Source organism: Variovorax paradoxus (genome assembly GCF_902712855.1).
Lineage (GTDB): Bacteria > Pseudomonadota > Gammaproteobacteria > Burkholderiales > Burkholderiaceae_C > Variovorax > Variovorax paradoxus_Q.
Genome location: NZ_LR743507.1, coordinates 3,688,544 through 3,710,121, shown reverse-complemented (window position 1 = coordinate 3,710,121; position 21,578 = coordinate 3,688,544). Strand labels below are relative to the sequence as shown.

The window sequence follows — 21,578 nt, the reverse complement described above, 5'->3', positions numbered from 1 at the left end:
TTGAAGAACGGGATGCAAGTAACTGATATTGCGTGCCTTTTTTGATTTCGATACACTGCGGTCCTCGTTTGTCGCCGCTGGAGATTTATTAATGCCCGAAGCCCGTTTACGCCGAGTTTCCAGCCAGCGGTTTCTACCCGCCTTCCGATTCCTCGCCGTCGCGCTGTGCGCCACGGCGTTTTTGCTGCCTGGTGCCCAGGCGGCTAAAAAAGAAAAGCCTGCCGCCACCAAGACCGCCGCCGCCAAGAAGGCGAAGGGGCCTGTGCCGGTCGAGGTCACGCGCACCGCATCGTCCAAGACGGCACGTGCCGGCCGCGCCGAGAAGAGTGAAAAAGTAGAGAAGGTCGTTCGTGGCGGCCGCAATGTCGTTGCGACCCTGCACAAGAAGAATGGCAAGACCGTGGTGGCCGTGCAGCGCCGCTCGGTGGTGCGCGTCGAAGCTCCGCCGCGGCAGTCGTTCGGCCAGATGGCCGGCCTGCACGGTACCGAAGACGTGCTCGACCTGAAGTCCAGCGTCGCCCTGGTCGTCGATCAGGACACGCACGAGGTGCTCTTCAGCAAGAACGATCACGCCGTTCTGCCGATCGCCTCGCTCACCAAGCTCATGACCGGCCTGCTGATCAGCGAGGCCCATCTGCCCAACGAAGAGTTGATCACCATCACGCAGGACGACGTCGACACCGAAAAGCGCAGCAGCTCGCGCCTGACGGTCGGAACCACGCTGTCGCGCGGCGAACTGCTGCATTTGGCGCTGATGTCGAGCGAGAACCGCGCCGCTCACGCGCTGGGCCGCACTTATCCGGGCGGCCTCTCGACCTTCGTGAGCATCATGAACGCCAAGGCCAAGATGCTCGGCATGAAGGACACGCGCTACGTCGAGCCGACGGGACTGTCGAGCCGCAACCAGTCGAGCGCGCAAGACCTCGCGCTGCTGGTCAACGCCGCCTATGCCGACGCCACGGTGCGTTCGCTGTCCACTTCGCCTGAATACCAAGTCGAAGTCGGTAATCGCACATTGCAGTTCAACACCACCAACCGCCTCGTGAAGAGCCCGGACTGGGAGATCGGCGTACAGAAGACGGGCTACATCTCCGAAGCCGGTCAGTGCCTGGTGCTGCAGGCCCGCGTGGCCGGCCGCAAGCTGATCATGGTGTTCCTGGATTCAGCAGGCAAGTTCAGCCGCATCGCCGATGCCGAGCGCGTCCGCCGCTGGGTCGAGGCGACGCATGCTGCGGGTTCGCCGGCGGCATCGCGCAACGTCGCGGCCTATCAGGCCGGCTGATCAAAGTCTCAGAGTCGACCGACCCACGACGAAAAACAGGCCCTTCTCAGGGCCTGTTTGCTTTTCGGGGTGCGGGCGAAACCAGAGGCTCAGGTGCCCGTGGCGGATGCGCCATTCGACGGTGCAGGTGTCGCAGACACGTCATCCTTGAACCCCAGCGCCCCCGAGATCTCGTTCGCCGTGGCCTGCAGCTTGGGCAGCCAGCCTTCGTCCAGCCGGTCGGCCGGCGCGGAGATCGACAAGCCGGCGACCAGCTTGCCCTGGTCGTCATAAATACCGGCAGCCATGCATCGCACGCCCAGTTCCAGTTCTTCGTTGTCGCGCGCGATGCCGTACTGACGTGCCTTCGACAACTCGCGCTCGAGTGCGGGCAGTTGCGTGATGCTGTTGCGCGTGTGGCCGGCCAAGCCGGTGCGCGTGGCGTAGCTGCGAACCCGCTGCGGGTCGTCCGCGGCCAGGAACAGCTTGCCGGTGGAAGTGAGGTGCAGGGCAGCACGGCCACCGATGGCGCGCACCACCTGCATGCCCGAGCGCTCGCTGTACGAACGCTCGATGTACACGATCTCGTCGCCCTGGCGCATGCTCAGGTTGACCGGCTGCTGCGTCAGCTTGTGAAGTTCGCGCATCGGGCCCAGTGCGGCGTCGCGCACGTTGAGCCGGCCTTTCACGAGATTGCCCAGCTCCAGCAGCCGCATGCCCAGCCGGTAGCTGCCAGCTTCCGGCCGGTCGACAAAACGGCCGACCGCCAGGTCGTTGAGGATGCGGTGGGTGGTGGACGGGTGGAGTCCGGTCTTTTCGCTGATCTCCTTCAGCGAAATAGCCTCTTCGCGGGACGCCAGGACATCGATCAGCGCGAACATGCGCTCGATCACCTGGATCACGGGAACGGCGGGAATGTCGGATTGGTTTTTTCTCATGGCGCTTTGCGGTGAAGACCGGGCGCCATTTTACCTTGTGAAATCAGTTGGTGCCTGCCAATGTCCGTCCACCAGCACTTCGTGGGGGGAAAAGCGGGCCTTGTAATTCATCTTCGGGCTGTCTTCGATCCAGTAGCCCAAATAGACATGTGGCAGGCCCAGCTTGCGCGCCTGTTCGATCTGCCAGAGCACGCTGTAGGTGCCGTAGCCGGTGGAGGTGGCTCCCGCGCTCGGTCCGGCTTGTTCCTGCTTTTCTTCCCGAACCTGACGTGCGGCCGCGCCTCGGCCATCGGGTTCATAAAACGTGTAGACGGCCGAGATGCCGTCGTTCAGCACATCGAGGATCGACACCATCTTCAATGCGCCGGCACTGCCGTCGGGCAGCGTTTCGCGAAACTCGACCAATCGCGAATTCACACGGCTCTGCAGCAGGAACTGCGTGTACTGGTCGATGCTGTCGTGGTCCATGCCACCGCCGGCGTGGCGGCCATTCTGGTAGCGCAGGTAGAGCTGGTAGTGCTCCGGCATGAAGCACAGCTTGAGCACGCGCGCCTGCAGGTCGGCATGCTGCTTCATCGCGCGGCGCTGGCTGCGATTGGGCCGGAAGCTGTTGGCAAGCACCCGCAGCGGGATGCATGCGCGGCAACCGTCGCAATAAGGCCGGTAGGTGAACATGCCGCTGCGACGGAAGCCGCTGAGCACGAGGTCGGAATAGGCGTCGTTATGGATCAGGTGGCTGGGCGTGGCCACCTGCGAGCGGGCCTGGCGATCCGGCAGGTAACTGCAGGGATAGGGCGCCGTCGCGTAGAACTGCAGGGTGTGAAGCGGAAGATCCTTGAGGTGCGTCACGTCGTCACATCGGGAGAAGGAGGTCGCGCGGAAAGGAGTTCGGACCAGTATACGGGCTCGAATCGCCACTGTGGGGCCTGCTCCTGTCGTGCCGCCGCCACGTGCGCGACGAATCGTTTGCGTGCCATTTCACGCGCGCCGAGGCTCGCGAGGTGGGCTGTGTTCTGCTGGCAGTCGATCATCTGCACGCCGAAACGGCGGCAAAGCGACACCAGCGCGGCCAGCGCGATCTTCGAAGCGTCCGGCCGGCGCGTGAACATCGACTCGCCGAACACGGCGCGGCCCAGCGCCACGCAATAAAGACCACCCGCCAGTTCACCGTCGATCCAGGTCTCGACGCTGTGCGCAAAACCGGCGCGATGCAAATCCGTATAGGCACGCACCATGTCCGGCACGATCCAGGTGCCCGACTGGCCCACGCGCGGCGCACGCGAGCAGGCGTCGATGACGGCCGCGAACCCATGGTCGATGCGCACTTCGCATCCCGGTGTTTCGGCAAAGCGAATCAGGGTCTTGCGTAGCGACCGGTGCAGCCTGAAATCGTTCACCTTCAGCACCATGCGCGGGTCGGGGCTCCACCACAGGATGGGCTGGTCTTCGCTGAACCACGGAAAGACGCAATTGCTGTAGGCCTGCATCAAAGTATCGACGTCGAGCGCGCCTCCTGCAGCGAGAAGTCCGGGGACGGGATCGGCCACGCCCCATGCCGTTGCGGGGTCGGGAAGGGCGTCTCCGGGTTCGAGCCAAGGCAGTTGTCGCATGGTTGGAGGTATACACGGCTTCCCGATAACCGAATCCGGTTGCGGGAAAATTGCGTACCTCACGGGTCCGTCCAGCCGGCAGTCCCGAGGGCACTGAACCGATTGGCACCGACACCCCCCACAAGACCGGTCGAAGCCCATATAGTGCACAGCTTGCTTTTCGCAGTACCACCGCGGATCCGGCAGGCATGTGAGCTTTGCGCGGGACCACACAAGAGGACCACGTTGACCACTGAACCCAATCCCACCCGCTTCGGCAGCGGCCAGGCGGTGCGCCGGCTGGAGGACGAAAGCCTGCTGTCAGGCGCCGGACGCTACACCGACGATGTCACGCTGCCGAACCAGGCCCACCTCGTCTTCCTCCGCTCTTCCTATCCGCACGCGCGCATCCTTTCGATCGACGCCGCCGCCGCCGCATCGATGCCCGGCGTGCTGCGCGTGATCACCGGCGCCGACATGGTTGAGGCCGGCGTCAAGCCTTTGCCCGGTGCCGCCGGCTTCAAGCGTGCCGATGGAGGCGACAGCGCCAGCCCTCCGCGCCATGCCATCGCGCACGAACGCGCACGCTTCGTCGGCGAGGTGGTGGCGGCGGTGGTCGCCGACACCGTGCAGCAGGCCCGCGATGCGGCCGAGGCCATCATGGTCGACTACGAAGACCTGCCGATGGTGGTCGACCTGCCCAGCGCCACGGCCGACGGCGCGCCGCAGCTCTGCGATGAAGCCACCGGCAACATCGCCGCAGAGATGCGCCACGGCAGCAGCGACGCCGCCACCGCGGCCTTCGCCAAGGCCAGCCACGTGGTGGCGCTCGACGTGAACAACCAGCGCGTTGTCGCCCTGACGATCGAGCCGCGTTCCGTGCTCGCCGTACGCGATGCCGAAAGCGGCCGCCTCACGATCCGCATGAGCACGCAGATGCCCTCGGGCGTGCGCGATTCCGTCTGTGCCGCCATCGGCCTGGCGAAAGACAAGGTGCGCGTGGTGGTGGGCGACGTCGGCGGCGGCTTCGGCATGAAGACCGGCGCCTACCCCGAGGACATTGCGGTGGCCTTTGCGGCGCTGCAGGTCGACCGGCCCGTGAAGTGGGTGGCCGACCGCAGCGAGGAGTTCCTTTCGAGCGCGCACGGGCGCGACATCGAGGCCCGCGCCGAGATGGCGCTGGACGCCGAGGGCAAGATCCTTGCGCTGCGCATCAAGACGCTCGCCAACGTCGGCGCCTACGCCACCGGCACCGGTGTGGCCATCCAGCTGCTGATCGGTCCCTGGGTGCAGACCAGCGTCTACGACATCCAGACCATCGACTTCCATTTCAAGGCGGTGCTCACCAACACCGCGCCCACCGGCGCATACCGCGGCGCAGGGCGCCCCGAGGCCATCTTCACCATCGAGCGGCTGATGGACGAAGCCGCGCGGCAGACCGGCATCGACCGCGTGGTGCTGCGCCGGCGCAACTTCATCCGCCCCGAGCAGATGCCGTACCAGAACCCGATGGCGCAGACCTACGACACCGGCAACTTCGAGTCGGTGATGGACCAGGCGCTGGCGCTGGCCGACTGGCAGGGCTTCGACAGCCGCGCGGCCGAGTCGGCGCGCAACGGCCGCCAGCGCGGCCTGGGCATCGCCACATTCCTCGAGTGGACCGGCGGCAACGTGTTCGAAGAGCGCGTGACGGTCTCGGTGCAGGCTGACGGCGTGATCGAGGTGTTCTCCGCCGTCAATGCCATGGGGCAGGGCATTGCCACCTCGCTCGCGCAACTGGCTGTCGATGCCTTCGGCGTGCCCATCGACAAGGTGCGCGTGGTGCTCGGCGACACCGACCGCGGGGACGGCTTCGGCAGCGCCGGCTCGCGTTCGCTGTTCACCGGCGGCTCGGCTGTGCGCATCGGCGCGGAACGCACCATCGACAAGGCGCGCGAACTGGCCGCGCAGGAGTTCGAGGCCGCGCTCGACGACATCACCTACAGCCGCGGCGTCTTCACCGTGGCCGGCACCGACCTCGAGCTCGACCTGTTCACGCTCGCCGGCAAGCAGCCCGACCGCGAGATCTTCGTCGACTCCACCAGCACCGTGGCCGGCCCGACCTGGCCCAACGGCTGCCACATCTGCGAGATCGAGATCGACCCGCCCACGGGCGAGATCAGCGTGGTGGCCTACAGCTCGGTGAACGACGTCGGCCGCGTGATCAACCCGATGATCGTGCGCGGCCAGCTCGAAGGCGGCGCCGTGCAGGGCATCGGCCAGGCGCTGTACGAGCAGGTGGTCTACGACAACGAAACCGGCCAGCCGGTCACCGGCAGCCTGATGGACTACGCCGCGCCGCGCGCCGACATCGTCCACACCATGTTCAACATGGAGATGGACGAATCCACGCCTTGCAAGAACAACCCGCTGGGCGTGAAGGGCGTGGGCGAGCTCGGCACCATCGGCGCCACGCCGGCCATCGTCAATGCCGTGGCCGATGCGTTCGCGCGCAACGGCCTCGCCACGCGCGCGCCGCGCCTGCACATGCCGCTGAGCCCGGCGCGTGTCTGGCAGGCCATGCAGACCGTCGACTGACGCTGCGGCGCCCGGTGCCGCTCGAAGGGCGAAAGCCATGCTCGTCGTCACCGAACTCAGGACGGACCCCATCCGCGTCGCCAGCTACCGCTGCGACGCGGGCCCCGACGCGCAGCCCTTCACAGAGCTGCACGAGGGCTACTCGGTTTCGTACGTGCGCAAGGGCAGCTTCGGCTACCGCACGCGCGGACAGGCCTACGAGCTGGTCGCGGGCTCGGTGCTCGTCGGCCATCCGGGCGACGAGTACATGTGCACCCACGACCACCACGTGTGCGGCGACGAATGCCTGGCCTTCCATCTGTCGCCGGGCTTCGTCGACCTGATCGGCGGTGACCGGAAGACGTGGCGCACCGGCGGGCTGCCGCCGTTGGCGGAGCTCGTGGTCATCGGGGAGCTGGCGCAGGCCGCGGCCGACGGGCGGGGCGATGTCGGGCTCGACGAGCTGGGCATGTGGTTCGCGAGCCGCTTCGTCGAGGTGGTTGCCGGCGTCAAAAAAGGCGGAAGGCCACCCGAAGCCACGCCGCGCGACCGCCGCCGCGCTGTCGACGCCGCGATGTGGATCGATGCCAACGCACGGCACGACACCGGCCTCGATGGCGTCGCCGCCGAAGCCGGACTGAGCTCCTTCCACTTCCTGCGCCTGTTCTCGCAGGTGCTTGGCGTGACGCCGCATCAGTACCTCGTGCGTTCGCGCCTGCGGCATGCGGCACGGCTGCTGGCTGAAGACGAATCCCGTCCCGTCACCGAGGTGGCGCTGGACGTGGGCTTTGCCGACCTCAGCAATTTCGTGCGCACCTTCCACCGTGCCGCGGGCGTGTCGCCGGGCGGTTTCCGCAGGGCGGCCCGGGGCGATCGCAAGATTCTCCAAGCCCGGATCGCCGCGCTTTTCGATGATGACCGCCTGATCCACCCATCGAGCAGGAAGCCATCATGTACGACCACATCGGACTGAAAGTCAAAGACCTCGCCGCGAGCCGCCGTTTCTACGAAGCCGCGCTCGCGCCGCTCGGCCATGTGCCGGGCCCGCACGACCACAGCTATGCCGGCATCGGCCCGGCGAACGAACCTGCACTGTGGCTCTACGCGGCGAACGGTGCGACGGGCCCGGGCACCCACATTGCCTTTCGCGCTCCCAATCACGAAGCGGTGTCCGCCTTCCACAAGGCGGGCTTGGAGGCCGGTGGCACCGACAACGGCGGCGCTGGCGCCCGGCCGGATTACAGCCCCAGCTACTACGCCGCCTTCCTGATCGATCCCGACGGCAACAACGTCGAGGCGGTCTGCCCCTGAAGCGAGGTCGATCATGGCGACTGTCTACAAGGAATTCATCGTCGAGGCAGACGTCGCCCACGTGTGGGACGCGCTGCGCGACTTCAACGCGGTGCACACGCGGCTCGCACCCGGCTTTCTCACGGCCTGCACCATCGACGCCGAAGGCGGGCGCGTTCTCACCTTCGCCAATGGCCTCGTCGCGCGCGAGGTGGCGGTCGGCATCGACGACGCGCATCGCCGCCTGGCCTACACCGTCACCGGTGGAAAGGCCGCGCACCACCACGCCTCGGCGCAGGTGTTCGAGGAGGGGCCGGGCCGCGCACGCTTCGTCTGGATCACCGATGTGCTGCCGGACGCCATGGCGGCCTACATCGAGCCGATGATGGTGCAGGGCGGTGCGGCCATGAAGGCCGCGCTCGAGGCGGGCGCCGGGCGCGCGGCGCCCGTGGCCGCCTAGAAGTCTTCCAGCGGCAGCCCGACGTAGTTCTCCGCCAGCGAAGTCGAGGCGGCGTGCGAGTGCACCAGGTAGTCGAGCTCGGCTTCCTGGATCTTCTGGCCGAAAGCGCCCGTCTCGGGAAAGCGGTGCATCAGCGAGGTGAACCACCACGAGAAGCGCTCGGCCTTCCACACGCGGCGCAGGCACAGGTCGGAGTAGCGGTCCAGCGCGGAGGCCGACTTCTCTGCGTAGAAGATCTCGAAGGCGCGCGAGAGGTACCCCACGTCGGCCGTCGCCAGGTTCAGTCCCTTGGCGCCGGTCGGCGGCACGATGTGCGCCGCGTCGCCGGCCAGGAACAGCGAACCGAAGCGCATCGGCTCCGCGACGAAGCTGCGCAGCGGCGCAATGCTCTTCTCGAGCGACGGCCCGGTCACGAGCCGCTCGCGGGCCTCGGGGTCGAGCCGCGCGCGCAGCTCGTTCCAGAAGGCTTCGTCGCTCCAGTTCTCCACGCGCTCTTCGGTCGGCACCTGCACGTAGTAGCGGCTGCGCGTGGCGCTGCGCATGCTGCACAGCGCGAAGCCGCGCCCGGTGTTGGCGTAGATGAGTTCGTGCGACACCGGCGGCACGTCGGCCAGCACGCCGAGCCAGCCGAAGGGGTACACCTTCTCGTAGGTCTGGATCGCGTCGGCCGGCACGCTCGCGCGGCTCACGCCGTGGTAGCCGTCGCAGCCGGCGATGAAGTCGCATTCGAGCTCGTGCACCTGGCCGTTCTTCTCGTAACGCACGCGCGGCTTGCCCGAATCGAAATCGTGAAGGCTGACGTTGGCCGCGCTGTAGATGGTGGCGAGCCCTTCGGCGGTGCGCGCTTCCATCAGGTCGCGCGTCACCTCGGTCTGGCCGTATACCGTGACCTGCTTGCCGCCGGTGAGGCCGTGCATGTCGATGCGGTGGCGCGCGCCCTTGAACAGCAGCTCGATGCCTTCGTGCGGGAGGCCTTCGGCCCTGGCGCGGGCGTCGACGCCCGCGCGTGCCAGCAGGTCCATGGTGACCTGCTCGAGCACGCCGGCGCGGATGCGCCCGAGCACGTAGTCGGCGCTCTGGCGCTCGACGACGACGTTGTCGATGCCGGCCTTGTGCAGGAGCTGGCCGAGCAGAAGGCCGGCGGGGCCGGCGCCGATGATCGCGACCTGGGTGCGCATGTTCGTGTGTCTCCGGAAGGGTTTCCCGAAGCGTAGGGCGCGACCGCGATTCTGTGGAGGGCGGCGGTGGAGGCTCTGTGCGATCATGCGAACGCGTGCGCGATCATCGCGCAACACTTCGACCGGACGACAAGACCCCGCCGCATGACCATCGCCAGAGCCGATTTCATCGAAGGCATCGCCAAGGGAATGGCGGTGCTCGAAAGCTTCGACACCGAGCGCCAGCGCCTGAACGCCACCCTGGCGGCCGAGCGTGCCGGCCTTACGCGCGCCGCAGCCCGCCGCCACCTGCTCACGCTGACCCACCTCGGCTACCTGGAAACCGACGGCAGCTATTTCTGGATGGCGCCGAAGGTGCTGCGCTTCTCGGGCAGCTACCTTGCGTCGTCGCGGTTGCCGCGTGCGCTGCAGCCCACGCTGAACCGGCTGGCGGCGCAGACGGGCGAGTCGTTCTCGGCCGTGGTGCTCGACGGCGAAGAGGTGGTCATCGTCGCGCGCAGCGGCAGCTACGGCACACCCACGCGCGTGCTGGCCTACGGCCTGCACCTGGGCGCGCGGCTGCCGGCGCATGCCACGTCCACCGGCCGCGTGCTGCTCGCCGCGATGCCCCCTACGCAGTTCACCCAGTGGCTCAAGGGCCGACATCTGGCGCGCCTCACGCCGCAGACAGTGACGCAGGCCCGCGGCCTGCGGCAGCTGGTTGCCCGTGCGCGCAAGGACGACCATTGTTTTGCCAGCGAGGAGCACGAACTCGGCGTGCAGGCGCTGGCGGTGCCGTTGCGCGACATGCAGGGCCACACGGTGGCCGCGCTCAACGTGGTGCTGTCGGGCACGCGCTACCAGGAAGACGCGCTGCAGCGCGACATGTTGCCGCTGCTTTTCGAGGCGGCACGCGAAGTGCGGTCGCTCCTCTGACCGCGCGGCCCTGAACTTTCGCCGGCGCCCGCGCCTCGAATCCCGGAAACGGACACGAACAACCATGCGACTCCTGCTTCTCGAAGACGACGTGATGATCGGCGAGGCCGTGCTAGACCTGCTGCGTGCAGAGCAGTACGCGGTCGACTGGGTCAAGGACGGCGAGGCCGCCGAGTCGGCGTTGCGCACCCAGCAATACGATCTCGTCATGCTCGACCTGGGAGTGCCTCGCCGCGACGGGCTGGAGGTGCTGCGCAACCTGCGGGCGCGCAAGCAGCGCATGCCGGTGCTCATCGCCACCGCGCGCGACTCGGTGCAGCAGCGCATCGAAGGCCTCGACGCAGGTGCCGACGACTACGTGCTCAAGCCCTACGACCTCGACGAGCTGCTGGCGCGCATCCGTGCATTGCTGCGCCGGGCGGCGGGGCGAGCGGAACCCGTGTACGAGCACATGGGTGTAAGCATCAATCCCGCCACGCGCGAGGTCACGGTGGCCGGCCAGCCGGTGGTGCTGTCGGCACGGGAATGGGCCGTGCTCGAACCTCTGCTGGCGCGCCCGGGCATGGTGCTGTCGCGCGCCCAGCTCGAGGAAAAGCTCTACAGCTGGAAGGACGAGATCAGCAGCAACGCGGTCGAGGTGTATGTGCACGGGCTGCGCAAGAAGCTGGGCGCCGAACTCATCCGCAACGTGCGCGGCGTCGGCTACATGGTGCCGAAGCTGTGACTCGCCCCCAGGCTTCGCGCACTTCGCGTCGCTTCTCCTTCCCCCTGCCGAGGGCGACGCCTGCGGCCCGGCGAAGCCGGTTCCGCGGCATCTCACGAACGGGACTTTCATGAATCGATTGACGGGGTCCTTGCGCGCCCGCCTGCTGTGGTTCCTGCTCGCAGCCATCGTGCTGGCCGCGGGCGCGCAGGCGCTGGTGGCGTACCGCACGGTGCTGGCGGAGGCCGACGACATCTTCGACTACCACATGCAGCAGATGGCGTTGTCGCTGCGCGCGGGCCTGCCGCCGAGCGCAGCGGTGGGCGGGATCGGTGCCGGCGAGCAGAACTTCGATTTCGTGGTGCAGGTGTGGACGGCCGACGGCACGCGCATCTTCGAGTCGGCGGAAGAGGCCGCGCTGCCGCAGCTCGCGGTGCTGGGCTTCGCCGACGTGCATGCGCGCGGCACCACGTACCGCGTGTTCTCGATGCAGACGCGCGGGCTGGTCATCCAGGTCGCGCAGGACATGGCGGCGCGCCGCCACATGGCGGGCACGCTGGCGCTGCGTACCATCGCGCCGGTGGCGCTGATGGCGCCGCTGCTGATGCTGGTGGTGTGGTGGGTGGTGAGCCGGTCGCTCGCGCCCGTGGCGCGGGTGCGCAGGCAGGTGGCCTCGCGGCAGGCCGACGATCTCTCGCCGGTGAGCGAGGAAGACCTGCCAGAGGAAGTGCGCCCGCTGGTGCAGGAGCTCAACCTGCTGTTCGACCGCGTGCGCCATGCGTTCGACGCGCAGAAGCACTTCGTGGCCGATGCCGCGCACGAACTGCGTTCGCCCCTGGCCGCGTTGAAGCTGCAGGTGCAGGGGCTGCAGCGCGCGCCCGACGACGCCTCGCGCGACCTCGCCGTGAGCCGCCTGGTGGCGGGCATCGACCGTGCGACGCGGCTGGTCGAGCAGATGCTCGCGCTGGCACGCCACGAGGCCAGCATGGCCGCCGGGGCGAAGCCGGAGGCGGTCGACCTGTCCGAGGTGGCGCGGCTCGCGGTGTCCGATGCCGTGGCGGCGGCGCAGGCACGCGGGATCGACATCGGCATTGCGCATGCCGACACCGCGGTGGTCGGTGGACAGCCCGAGGCGCTGCGCATGCTGCTGCGCAACCTGCTCGAGAACGCGGTCAAGTACACGCCGGTCGAAGGCCGGGTCGATATCGGCATCGTCCGGCAGGGCGACGCCGTCGAGCTCAGCGTGGAAGACAGCGGGCCCGGCCTTCCGCCCATGGAGCGCGAGCGCGTGCTCGACCGCTTCTACCGCTCCGGCGAAGCGCAGGCGCCCGGCAGCGGCCTTGGGCTGGCCATCGTGAAGTCGATTGCCGACCTGCATGGCGCCACGGTGGCGCTCGATGCGTCGCCGGGTCTGGGCGGGCTGCGGGTGCGGGTGCGCTTTCCGGCGAGCGCCTGAGCGCCTGGGCACTGTGCCGGGCGGTGCCGCCGGTTTAAGCGGCGCTTAAGGCAGCGGAGAGACATTCCTTTCATCGTGTTTGCGTCCCTACGCATTGAAAGGAACCGAAAAATGAACTCCCGTCTGACTTCGCCCCGCGCCCTGGTGATTGCCCTGGCGACCGCGGGCGTCATCGGTGCCGTCGGTGCCGGTGCCTACACCAGCGCCCGTGCCGTGGGCGCACCCACCACCAACGCCGTCGCGACCGCGCCGGCGGCGATGGTCACGCTGCCCGACTTCTCCACCATCACCGCGCGCGACGGCGCGGCGGTGGTGAACATCAGCGTCACCGGCACCGCGAAGGCGTCCGACGACGAGGCCGCGGCCGAGATCCAGGGCATCGACCCCGATGACCCGATGTTCCAGTTCTTCCGCCGCTTCCAGGGCCAGATGGGTCCGCGCGGGCAGCAGCAACAACGCGACGTGCCGGTGCGCGCGCAGGGCTCGGGCTTCATCGTCGACCCGAGCGGCATCATCATCACCAACGCCCACGTCGTGAAGGATGCGAAGGAAGTCACCGTCAAGCTGACCGATCGCCGCGAATACCGCGCCAAGGTGCTCGGCGCCGATGCCAAGACCGACATCGCCGTGCTGAAGATCGATGCGAAGAACCTGCCCGTGCTGGCCCTTGGCAACACCAAGGACCTGAAGGTCGGCGAATGGGTGCTGGCCATCGGCTCGCCCTTCGGCTTCGAGAACACGGTGACGGCCGGCGTCGTGAGCGCCAAGGGCCGTTCGCTGCCCGACGACAGCTACGTGCCCTTCATCCAGACCGACGTGGCGGTGAACCCCGGCAATTCGGGTGGCCCGCTGCTCAACACGCGCGGCGAGGTGGTCGGCATCAACTCGCAGATCTACAGCCGCAGCGGCGGCTACCAGGGCGTGTCGTTCGCGATCCCGATCGACGTCGCCGTGCAGGTGAAGGACCAGATCGTCGCGACCGGCAAGGCCTCGCATGCACGCCTGGGCGTCGCGGTGCAGGAAGTGAACCAGGCCTTCGCCGATTCCTTCAAGCTCGACAAGCCCGAAGGCGCGCTGGTCTCGAACATCGAGAAGGGCGGCCCCGGCGACAAGGCCGGCCTGAAGGCCGGCGACGTGATCCGCAAGGTCGACGGCCAGACCATCGTGTCCTCGGGCGACCTGCCCGCGGTGATCGGCCAGCAGGCGCCGGGAAGAAACGTCACCCTCGAGGTGTGGCGCCAGGGCGAGCGCAAGGAACTGCAGGCCAGGCTGGGCGACGCGAGCGACAAGCCGGCCAAGGTCGCGAAGGCCGATGCCGACGTGGGCCAGGGCAAGCTGGGCCTCGCACTGCGTCCGCTGCAGCCGCAGGAAAAGCGCGAGGCATCGGTCGACAACGGCCTGCTGATCGAGGACGCGGCCGGTCCGTCCGCTCAGGCGGGCGTGCAGGCGGGCGACGTGCTGCTGGCCATCAACGGCACGCCGGCACAGAGCGTCGAGCAGGTGCGCGAGGTGGTCGCCAAGGCGGCCAACAAGTCGGTGGCGCTGCTGATCCAGCGCGGCGAAGACAAGATCTTCGTGCCGGTGCGGATTGGGTAGGCTCGCCCCCAGGCTTCGCGCACTTCGTGTCGCTACTCCTTCCCCCTACCGGGGGCAACACCGGAGGCCCGGCAACGCCGGTTCCTCGGTGTTTCTGGCTCACCCCCAGGCTGCGCGGCACTTCGTGTCCGCTTTTCCTTCCCCCTACCGGGGGCAGCCTCTGAGGCCTGGCAAAGCCGGTTCCTCGGCATTGCACGAAAGATCCTGCAAATGACCATCGATCCGACGCTCGCATGACGTCGCCCGCCCAGAGCCTGTCGGCGCACATCCTGCCCACGTCGGCCACGATGATCGGCGTGTGCATGACGGTGATGTCGATCGGGCACCTCGGCCCGCGCGACGACCTTCGATTGCTGATCGACCGCCTGCTGGCGGTCGACGCGCTGGTCTTCCTGGCGAGCGCGTTGCTGTCATTCATCTCGATGCGGGCGCGGCGTTCGGGTGCGCGGCTCGAGAGCTGGGGCGAAATGGTGTTCATCGCGGGCCTCGGCCTGCTGGCGCTCGGTGCGGTAACGCTGGCGTTCGCGCTGCGCTGAGACGGTCTTTCGCTGCGGCGGCGCTCAGGGCAGGGCGCAGGGCCAGTCCAGCCGCAGGCGCGTGCCTCCGCCCGCATCGCTTGCGGTCTCGATGTGCAACTGCGCGCCGATCGATTGCGCGCGCGAGCGCATGTTGGCGATGCCGTGGCCCGCGTGGCGTGCCTCGCCCGGTGCCGAGGGAAGTCCACGCCCGTTGTCCGTGAGCACGATGCGCACCAGCGGCGGGGTGGCATCGCCGTGCCAGCTGGCGTGCATCACGATGCGCGTGGCCCGCGCATGCTTCAGCACATTGGTGAAGGCCTCGAGCAGGATGCGCTGCAGCTGCAGCGCCGCCTGTGCGGCGAACGGGGCAAGCGCGGGCATCACCGCGACGTCCCAGACCAGCTCGATGCCGGCGGCGTCCAGCCGCGGCTGCAGGCGGTAGCGCAGCGTGGCCAGCACCGTGGGCAGGTCGTCGTGCGTGGGTTGCAGCGAATCGACGGCCATGCGCATCTCGTCGAGCGCGAGCTTCACATGCTCCTCGACCACGACACGGTCGGGCGTGGTCTGGGTGACCACGTTGAGCAGGCCCACCAGCTGCGAGCCCACGCCGTCGTGGATCTCCCGCATGATGCGCTGGCGCTCCAGCAGCACGGCCTGCGTCTGCTGCTGCTGGCGCATCGTCTCGAAGGCGGCGCGCAGCTGGTCTTCGCGCTCCGCCACGCGCGCCGCGAGGTTGGCGTTGAGCGCGCTGTAGTCGTCCACCGTGCGGCTGTAGCGCTCGACCACGAGGCCGGCCAGGATCATCACGAAGAAGAACATCGCATGCGGCGTGAGCGTGTAGTCGGCGCCGCCGAACAGGCCCATGCGCACCAGCAGCAGGTCGTGTGCGCCGGCCAGTATCGCCATGGTGCCGGCGGCCATCAGCACCGCCGCGATGCGCCGCCGCGCGATCAGCGCACCGTGCACCACGTAGGGAAGGCAGACGATGCTCGTCAGCTGCAGGATGACCAGTCCGGCGGTCCACAGCAGCGGCCGGGCGAACGCGAACGACGCGCACGCCAGCGCGACGGACAGCGCCAGCGCCGCGTGGATGGAGCGCACCAGCCAGGGCGGATTGCGCTCCAGCACCAGCAGCACGAAGCGCGCGATGAGACCGATGTGGCAGGCATAGCAGACCGCCACCACCGCGCCCCACAGCGGCCAGGAAACGGGCACGTCGGGCCAAACGCGGTCGAGGTTGCGCGCCACGCCCGAGAGCGCGGCCAGCGCGAAGCAGCCGTAGAGCGCGTCGCGCTGCCGCAGCCAGAGCCCGCCGGCCAGGCCGCCCATGAGCAGCAGGCTCACCGCATAGACGATGGCCGAGGTGTTGCGCCAGTTCTGTTGCGAGCGGTAGAGCGCCGACAGCGCCCCTTCGGTGCCGTATTGCACGTTGCCCAGCCCCGCGCCGCGCTGCCGCTGGATGGTGGTGCGCACGACCAGCGACTGCGCCTGTCCCTCGCGACGCAGCGCCGCGGCCACGGGCACCAGCAGGTTGCTCTTCGATGCATCGTGGCCGGGGTCGCCCAGCGTGCCGTAACTGGCCACCAGCGCGTCGTTGAACGACACAGTCACCTGGCTGCCCACGCCCGACATCAGCAGCGCCGCAGGCTCGTCGCGCGGCACGGCGGAGGGCGGCAGGTCGATGCGGTAGGTGGCCCGTCCGCCGCGGCCGGGGAATTCGTGGTCCCAGCGGAACGGCAACGTCACGCGGCGCTGCTCGACGGGCAGGCCGTCGGGTTCGAGCGTGGCGTCGGCGTATGCCACGCCGACGATGCCGGCGGTGTCCGAGGGCTTGGCAGCGTGGGCCGTGGTGCCGGCGAGCACCAGCGCCAGCCACAGGCACGCGAGAAGCGCGGCGATCGCGCTAGGGAAGCCAGCCGAGATTGCGTGCTTCGAACACGGCTTCCGATTTGTTGTGCACATCCAGCTTGCCGTAGATATTGCGGATATGGGTTTGGACGGTGGAGGCAGAGACTCCCATCTGCACCCCGACTTCGACATAGGTGAAACCACGGGAGACCAGATCGAGCACTTCGAATTCGCGCGGCGAGAGACGCTCGGGCGTCACCGCTCCAGCGGGCTTCGCGGCGGCGGCGGATGCGGTGGCCGTTGCCGGCTGCGCGGGAGCGGCGCCGGAGTGCGCCTGCCAGCGGCGCAGCAGCTTGCGCGCGATCACCGGCGACATCGGCGAGCCGCCCGCGCGCAGGTGGCGGATGTGGGTGGCCAGGTCGGCCTCGGTGCCGTCCTTCAGCAGGTAGCCGCTGGCACCGGCCTCGAAGGCCTGGACCATGTTGGCTTCGTCTCCGAAGATCGACAGCACCATCACCGCGCAGGCCGGCTGCATGTTGCGGCACTGGCTGATCACCTGCAGGCCGGGCCGGTCGGGCAGGCCGAGGTCGACCAGCAGCACGTCGACCGCGTTGTCGGCCAGCCAGCCGAGGATGTCGGCGGCGTTGGAGGCGCAATAGGCCAGGCTCAGCGAAGGGTCGGCATCGACCACGCGGGCAATGCGTTCGCGCATGCCGGTGTCGTCTTCGACGAGGGCGACCTGTGTCTCCACGGTCATGCGCGCCCGAAGGCGAGGAGGCTGCATGCGGACATGCGGAACGTGAAGGCTGGTCGCATGGCGAAGGGCGTCGTCGGACAGGTTTCGGGAGGAGGCGGCAAAGGGTAGGGTGCGCTCTGCATGCTGCCCATCCTATATACGAGGGAGGCAGACTACCGCTTTCGGTGGCTCGGCGGCCGTTGCGCCGCCTTGCCGAGACGCGCCGCGACCAGCGCGAGGTGGTCGGCCAGCTCCTTCGGCGACTCGACCTCGACGTCGTGCGGCAGGCAGCCGAGCCACACGGCCAGCGCATCCAGCGAATTGGCGCCGGTCGTGATGCGCGTGGCATGGTCGCCGATGGGTTCCGGCACGCCGCCCACCCAGCCGAGATACGCCTCCAGCGCGCCGGGCGGTGCGTGCACCACCACCGTCGCGTGGTGCAGGTAGGGCGAGACCTGCAATGCGTGCTCCATGTACGAGGCCACGTCGCCGTGCGGCAGCCGGCGCGGTGTGAAGCGCGCGCCCGTGGCTTCGGCACCGACGATGCGGTCGAGCCGGAAGGTGCGCCAGTCCTCGCGCACCGTGTCCCATGCGAGCAGGTACCAGCGATGGCCGGTCTGCACCACGCGATGCGGCTCCACGCTGCGTTCGGTGGTGGCGTCGTGGTGGTTCCGGTAGCCGAAGCGCAGCGCGAGCCGGTCCGTGCAGGCTTGTGCGAGAAAGGACACGGCCTTCAGTCGCACCGGCGACTTCGACCGCATCACCGGCACGACCGAGGCACGCACGCTGTCGAGCCGGCGACGCAGCGGCGGCGGCATCAGCTGCTCGAGCTTGGCCAGCGCGCGCATGGAGGCGGTCTCGATGTCCCCCTCGGCATTGGCCGGGTTGCCCAGGCCGAGCGCTACGGCAATCGCCTCTTCGTCCTCGAGCAGCAGCGGCGGCAGCGCCGTGCCTGCGCCCAGGCGGTAGCCGCCGGCCACGCCCGACGTGGAGTCGACCGTGTAGCCCAGGCTGCGCAGCCGGTCGACGTCTCGGCGCAGCGTGCGCCCGGTGATCTCGAGCCGGGCGGCAAGGTCGGCGCCGTTCCAGGAGCGTTGCGCCTGGAACAGCGAGAGCAGCCGGATCAGCCGGGCGGTGGCGGAGAGCATGGGCGCATCATGCCTGCGATCGAGGACAGGATCTGTCCGCAATGGGTCGTAGCCTTGGCGCTTCTCTCAACCATCGGACGAAGACCATGAAGAAGACGTACAACGGCAGCTGCCATTGCGGCAAGGTTCGCTTCCAGGCGCTGATCGACCTTGCGGAAGGCACCGGCAGATGCAACTGCTCCATCTGCACCAAGTCGCGTGGATGGGGCGCCATCGTGAAGCCAGAGGCCTTCACCCTGCTGTCGGGGGAGGAGGAGCTGTCGCTGTACCAGTTTGGCACGCACAGCACCGAGCACCTGTTCTGCAGGCATTGCGGCATCCGGCCGTTCGGTCGCGGCAACGTGCCGGAGATCGGCGGGGCGTACGTCAGCGTGAACGTGACCTGCCTGGACGACGTGACGACCGAGGAGCTGTCGACTGCGCCCGTCATGTACATGGACGGGCGCAACAACAACTGGTTTGCGCCGCCCGCCGAGACGCGCTATCTCTGAGCGCGAATCGCCAGCCGGCGTGCGCGAGGCCGCTTACTTGCGCCGACGTGCCGGCGGTGCCTTCTCTGCAGGCACATAGGTCTGCGATGGCGCCGCGCCGCCGTCCACGCCCAGGCGGCCACCGCCGCCGAGGCCCTGGCCGCGCACCGTCTGCGCCTTGTAGTTGCGCAGCGAACGGACCATCTGGTTGAAGGCGTCCATGAAGGCCGCCGCGATCACCTTGCCTTGCGGCGTGCGCGTGTAGCCGCCGATGCCGCCAGCCGCGGAGAGACCGCCGAGGCCGGCAAAGCCCGCGAAGTCGGTCTTCGATGCGCTGCCTTCCGCGGCCGCGACCTGCACGCCCGAGCGGTTGTCGATGAGGGTCAGCAGTGCGCTGGCTTCCTTGGTCTGCATGCTCGCGCCGAGCTGGGCGATGGCACGGCCACGGCCGCCACCCACCAGGCCGCCGAGCGCGCCGCCCAGGCCGCCCGCGTCGCTGTTGCTGAACACGATCTCGGGCGACAGGCCGTAGTCGGAAGCGACCATCTGGCCGCGGCCGAAGTTGCTGCCGCCGCGCATCTCGCCCGACTGCATGAGCGCGCGTTCGCGCGTCATGGCGTTCATGCCGGCGGCGCCGCGCTCGACCACCACGAAGCAGTTCGATTGCTGCACCAGCAGGCGCAGCAGGTTGGCCGTGGGCGGCAACTTGTACTCGCCCGTGAGCACGGTGTACCAGCCGGCGCTCTGGTTCTCGATCAGCGACACGGTGCCCAGCGGCGATTCGCAGCGCTCGAGCTGGCTGCTTTCGCCGGAGGTGGCGCCGCCTGCGGCGCTGCCGGTGGCCACGGTCTTGGCCGACTGGCTGCCCATCTGCATGTCCATGGTCTGGCAGCCCGAGAGGGCCAGCAGGCCGGCGAGTGCGCTTGCGAGAGAAAGTTTAGAAAAAGCCATGTCCTGATCTGTCAAGTGAGAAGAATGCGGCGCCCGTGGCGGACGTCACTTGTCAAAACCGAAGATGGAATTGCCATGGCCTGTACGACCTCCCGATTCGACGCGCCGCCGGCGACCGCGCGACGATACGACCCGGGAAATCGGCACACCAGTGCCGAAAGTCATGAGCCCTTGCGCGGTCCGGCCGCTTGTCCTGCACCGCGCGGGGAGGGGGGCGACCGGAATCCGAAGTCGGGGACGTGTGGGTAGGGGCAACCCAGGTCCTCGATCGCCCCGGCCGCAACGTCGAGCAGGCGTGCTGATCGAGGGGCGGCGCATGGAGCGGAGGCATTATTACTCAGGAAACGTTTTCTAACATTGACGTAACGGCGGCAGGTGCCCGGCCTCGTTCTTCGAGTGGGCGGCAAGGCGGACGCGGCATCGCCACGGTTACATATCGATGTCGCACGGTGCGCTGTCCTGCGCCGCAGGCCCTCAGGTCGCGAAGTCGCCGCTGGCCTCCGGCTGGTAGAGCACGGCCACCACGCGTGTCGCGCCTTCGGCGCCGTTAGGCATGTCCCAGCGCGCGAGCGTGCCGGTCTTCACGCCCAGCAGGCCGATGCCCACCGGCGACAGCACCGAGACGAAGCCCGCGCCCGGCTGCGAGTCGCCGGGGTAGCACAGGGTGATCTTCTGGCGTTGCTGCGTGGAGGGGTCCTCCACTTCCACCTGCGAGTTCATGGTGACGATGTCCGCAGGGACCTCCCGCGAGGGCATCACGTCAGCCATGTCGAGCAGTTCGGCAAGTGCAGGCGGTTGCTGGCCTGTCAGTTTGCCGAGGCGGACGAAGTCGAGTTCGGTGAGCGTGCGCTCTCCGTGAATGGTTGCAGGCATCGAGCACTCCAGTTGAATGCGTCGCCGTCCGGGATGAAGGAGGGAACGGCGTCGCGGCCGCGCGGCGGGTGCCCGGCGGTCAATGGTTCGCGCATGAGAAAGATAGGTAGCGGACCGCCGGGCTCAGGAAAGTGCGGAGGTGCGTCGCAAGACCCGCACGGTCGCCGCAACAACTGCACCCGTGCGACGGCTGGCCGCTGCCTTGGGCAGGGCTGCGCATGCGGCAGTGTGTTTGCGGGAGGTGGACCACGGGGACATTCGCGCGAGTTTAGGTGTGTGAACTGGGGGGCATCAAGCAAAGGCCTCATGTGCCTTGCCGGTAAGCAAGACGCAGCCACGCACAATGCGTCGGATGCGAACCTTCCTTCTCTATGTCGCAACAGCGCTTGCAGAAATCATCGGCTGCTACCTGCCTTATCTCTGGCTCAAGCAGGAGCGCTCCGCATGGTTGCTGGTACCGGCTGCGATCAGCCTTGCGGTGTTCGCGTGGTTGCTGACGCTGCACGAGACGGCGGCCGGGCGCGTGTACGCGGCGTATGGCGGTGTCTACATCGGTGTCGCGATCGCGTGGCTCTGGGCCGTCGATGGCATCAAGCCGACCGCGTGGGACGTGGCCGGCGTGGCCGTGTGCTTCGTCGGCATGGGGCTGATTGCATTCCAGCCGCGATAGGTAGCGCCGAGTTTGTGCAAGTTGCGCCGGAAAAGGAAATGCCTCGCTACCTTGTGAGTAGCGAGGCATTCAGGAACCACCGTGGTGGTTTGTTTTGGCTCCTCGACCTGGGCTCGAACCAGGGACCTACGGATTAACAGTCCGGCGCTCTACCGACTGAGCTATCGAGGAACAAGCCTTAAATTATATGCAATGGATTTGCCGATTCCGCGCTCGCGGTATCGATTCGCATCGTTTTTTTGATTCCGCGCAACACTCTTCGCAACGTTGCAAATGAAAATGCCCCGCTACCTTGTGAGTAGCGGGGCATCCAGTGGCCTTGCGGCTTTTCAGTGGCTCCTCGACCTGGGCTCGAACCAGGGACCTACGGATTAACAGTCCGGCGCTCTACCGACTGAGCTATCGAGGAACAAGCCTTAGAT

General features: G+C 68.0%; 21 protein-coding genes and 2 tRNA genes. 12 read left to right on the top strand and 11 right to left on the bottom strand.

Translation table 11 applies throughout. The features are described from left to right. The first annotated feature begins 91 nt into the window (after positions 1 to 91). Entirely contained in the window at positions 92 to 1,282 is a 1,191-nt protein-coding gene (locus AACL56_RS16985; RefSeq protein WP_339090980.1) for a serine hydrolase, read from the top strand. Between the two features lie 89 nt (positions 1,283 to 1,371). On the opposite strand, the gene AACL56_RS16980 is transcribed toward AACL56_RS16985, so the two are convergent. Genes AACL56_RS16980 through aat form a run of 3 tightly spaced genes read right to left on the bottom strand, consistent with a single transcriptional unit; the run spans position 1,372 to position 3,809 of the window. Next, positions 1,372 to 2,199: an IclR family transcriptional regulator gene (locus AACL56_RS16980; protein ID WP_339090979.1), complete on the bottom strand. Its 828-nt coding sequence runs from the start codon at positions 2,197 to 2,199 to the stop codon at positions 1,372 to 1,374. Between the two features lie 30 nt (positions 2,200 to 2,229). Further along, positions 2,230 to 3,048 carry an arginyltransferase gene (locus AACL56_RS16975; RefSeq protein ID WP_339090978.1) on the bottom strand — a complete coding sequence of 273 codons (819 nt, stop codon included), beginning with the start codon at positions 3,046 to 3,048 and terminating at the stop codon, positions 2,230 to 2,232. Further along, positions 3,045 to 3,809, bottom strand: coding sequence for a leucyl/phenylalanyl-tRNA--protein transferase (aat, locus tag AACL56_RS16970; RefSeq protein WP_339092891.1), 765 nt, complete (start codon positions 3,807 to 3,809; stop codon positions 3,045 to 3,047). The genes AACL56_RS16975 and aat overlap by 4 nt, the downstream gene beginning before the upstream one ends. A gap of 225 nt (positions 3,810 to 4,034) precedes the next feature. Here aat and AACL56_RS16965 point away from each other — a divergent pair, with 225 nt between their 5' ends. The 4 genes from AACL56_RS16965 to AACL56_RS16950 are packed head-to-tail and all read left to right on the top strand — an operon-like array spanning position 4,035 to position 8,094. After that, a complete protein-coding gene (locus tag AACL56_RS16965; RefSeq protein ID WP_339090977.1) occupies positions 4,035 to 6,365 on the top strand; it encodes a xanthine dehydrogenase family protein molybdopterin-binding subunit in 2,331 nt (776 codons plus the stop codon). A 37-nt stretch (positions 6,366 to 6,402) separates the two neighbouring features. Then, positions 6,403 to 7,317: a helix-turn-helix domain-containing protein gene (locus AACL56_RS16960; RefSeq protein ID WP_339090976.1), complete on the top strand. Its 915-nt coding sequence runs from the start codon at positions 6,403 to 6,405 to the stop codon at positions 7,315 to 7,317. Next, complete coding sequence (locus AACL56_RS16955) at positions 7,296 to 7,655, top strand: VOC family protein (protein WP_339090975.1); 360 nt, start codon at positions 7,296 to 7,298, stop codon at positions 7,653 to 7,655. The genes AACL56_RS16960 and AACL56_RS16955 overlap by 22 nt, the downstream gene beginning before the upstream one ends. Positions 7,656 to 7,668: 13 nt before the next feature. Then, positions 7,669 to 8,094 carry an SRPBCC family protein gene (locus tag AACL56_RS16950; RefSeq protein ID WP_339090974.1) on the top strand — a complete coding sequence of 142 codons (426 nt, stop codon included), beginning with the start codon at positions 7,669 to 7,671 and terminating at the stop codon, positions 8,092 to 8,094. Here AACL56_RS16950 and pobA read toward each other — a convergent pair. Further along, positions 8,091 to 9,272 (bottom strand): 4-hydroxybenzoate 3-monooxygenase, encoded by a 1,182-nt coding sequence (pobA, locus tag AACL56_RS16945; protein WP_339090973.1) that lies wholly within the window; start codon positions 9,270 to 9,272, stop codon positions 8,091 to 8,093. The genes AACL56_RS16950 and pobA overlap by 4 nt on opposite strands. Before the next feature lie 144 nt (positions 9,273 to 9,416). Here pobA and AACL56_RS16940 point away from each other — a divergent pair, with 144 nt between their 5' ends. The 5 genes from AACL56_RS16940 to AACL56_RS16920 all read left to right on the top strand — a co-directional run bounded on the left by AACL56_RS16940 (position 9,417) and on the right by AACL56_RS16920 (position 14,478). Continuing rightward, the gene (locus AACL56_RS16940; RefSeq protein WP_339090972.1) at positions 9,417 to 10,187 is read left to right on the top strand and encodes an IclR family transcriptional regulator domain-containing protein; all 771 of its coding nucleotides are present in this window, start codon (positions 9,417 to 9,419) and stop codon (positions 10,185 to 10,187) included. A gap of 64 nt (positions 10,188 to 10,251) precedes the next feature. After that, positions 10,252 to 10,911 (top strand): response regulator, encoded by a 660-nt coding sequence (locus AACL56_RS16935; protein ID WP_056518096.1) that lies wholly within the window; start codon positions 10,252 to 10,254, stop codon positions 10,909 to 10,911. Between the two features lie 109 nt (positions 10,912 to 11,020). Then, on the top strand, positions 11,021 to 12,346 hold the full coding sequence (locus AACL56_RS16930; protein ID WP_339090971.1) for an ATP-binding protein: 1,326 nt from the start codon (positions 11,021 to 11,023) through the stop codon (positions 12,344 to 12,346). Positions 12,347 to 12,457: 111 nt separating this feature from the next. Then, positions 12,458 to 13,942 (top strand): Do family serine endopeptidase, encoded by a 1,485-nt coding sequence (locus AACL56_RS16925; RefSeq protein WP_339090969.1) that lies wholly within the window; start codon positions 12,458 to 12,460, stop codon positions 13,940 to 13,942. A 233-nt stretch (positions 13,943 to 14,175) separates the two neighbouring features. Beyond that, on the top strand, positions 14,176 to 14,478 hold the full coding sequence (locus AACL56_RS16920) for a hypothetical protein (RefSeq protein ID WP_339090968.1): 303 nt from the start codon (positions 14,176 to 14,178) through the stop codon (positions 14,476 to 14,478). 24 nt (positions 14,479 to 14,502) lie between these two features. Here the strand turns inward: AACL56_RS16920 and AACL56_RS16915 are convergent, their stop codons facing one another. From AACL56_RS16915 to AACL56_RS16905, 3 genes are all read right to left on the bottom strand, one after another. Continuing rightward, positions 14,503 to 16,323: a sensor histidine kinase gene (locus AACL56_RS16915; protein WP_339090967.1), complete on the bottom strand. Its 1,821-nt coding sequence runs from the start codon at positions 16,321 to 16,323 to the stop codon at positions 14,503 to 14,505. Between the two features lie 40 nt (positions 16,324 to 16,363). Continuing rightward, the gene (locus AACL56_RS16910; protein ID WP_425337063.1) at positions 16,364 to 17,065 is read right to left on the bottom strand and encodes a response regulator transcription factor; all 702 of its coding nucleotides are present in this window, start codon (positions 17,063 to 17,065) and stop codon (positions 16,364 to 16,366) included. A gap of 152 nt (positions 17,066 to 17,217) precedes the next feature. Continuing rightward, entirely contained in the window at positions 17,218 to 18,192 is a 975-nt protein-coding gene (locus tag AACL56_RS16905; RefSeq protein ID WP_339090965.1) for a helix-turn-helix transcriptional regulator, read from the bottom strand. Between the two features lie 86 nt (positions 18,193 to 18,278). On the opposite strand from AACL56_RS16905, the gene AACL56_RS16900 reads away from it, so the two are divergent. After that, the gene (locus AACL56_RS16900) at positions 18,279 to 18,683 is read left to right on the top strand and encodes a GFA family protein (RefSeq protein ID WP_339090964.1); all 405 of its coding nucleotides are present in this window, start codon (positions 18,279 to 18,281) and stop codon (positions 18,681 to 18,683) included. Positions 18,684 to 18,716: 33 nt separating this feature from the next. Here the strand turns inward: AACL56_RS16900 and AACL56_RS16895 are convergent, their stop codons facing one another. Continuing rightward, a complete protein-coding gene (locus AACL56_RS16895) occupies positions 18,717 to 19,613 on the bottom strand; it encodes a CsgG/HfaB family protein (RefSeq protein WP_339090963.1) in 897 nt (298 codons plus the stop codon). 474 nt (positions 19,614 to 20,087) lie between these two features. Next, entirely contained in the window at positions 20,088 to 20,486 is a 399-nt protein-coding gene (locus AACL56_RS16890; RefSeq protein ID WP_339090962.1) for a GreA/GreB family elongation factor, read from the bottom strand. A gap of 352 nt (positions 20,487 to 20,838) precedes the next feature. On the opposite strand from AACL56_RS16890, the gene AACL56_RS16885 reads away from it, so the two are divergent. Next, positions 20,839 to 21,156 carry a YnfA family protein gene (locus tag AACL56_RS16885; protein WP_339090961.1) on the top strand — a complete coding sequence of 106 codons (318 nt, stop codon included), beginning with the start codon at positions 20,839 to 20,841 and terminating at the stop codon, positions 21,154 to 21,156. 95 nt (positions 21,157 to 21,251) lie between these two features. On the opposite strand, the gene AACL56_RS16880 is transcribed toward AACL56_RS16885, so the two are convergent. Next, a tRNA-Asn gene (locus AACL56_RS16880) sits at positions 21,252 to 21,327 on the bottom strand. A gap of 162 nt (positions 21,328 to 21,489) precedes the next feature. Further along, positions 21,490 to 21,565: transfer RNA gene (locus AACL56_RS16875), tRNA-Asn, on the bottom strand. Positions 21,566 to 21,578 lie beyond the last annotated feature (13 nt).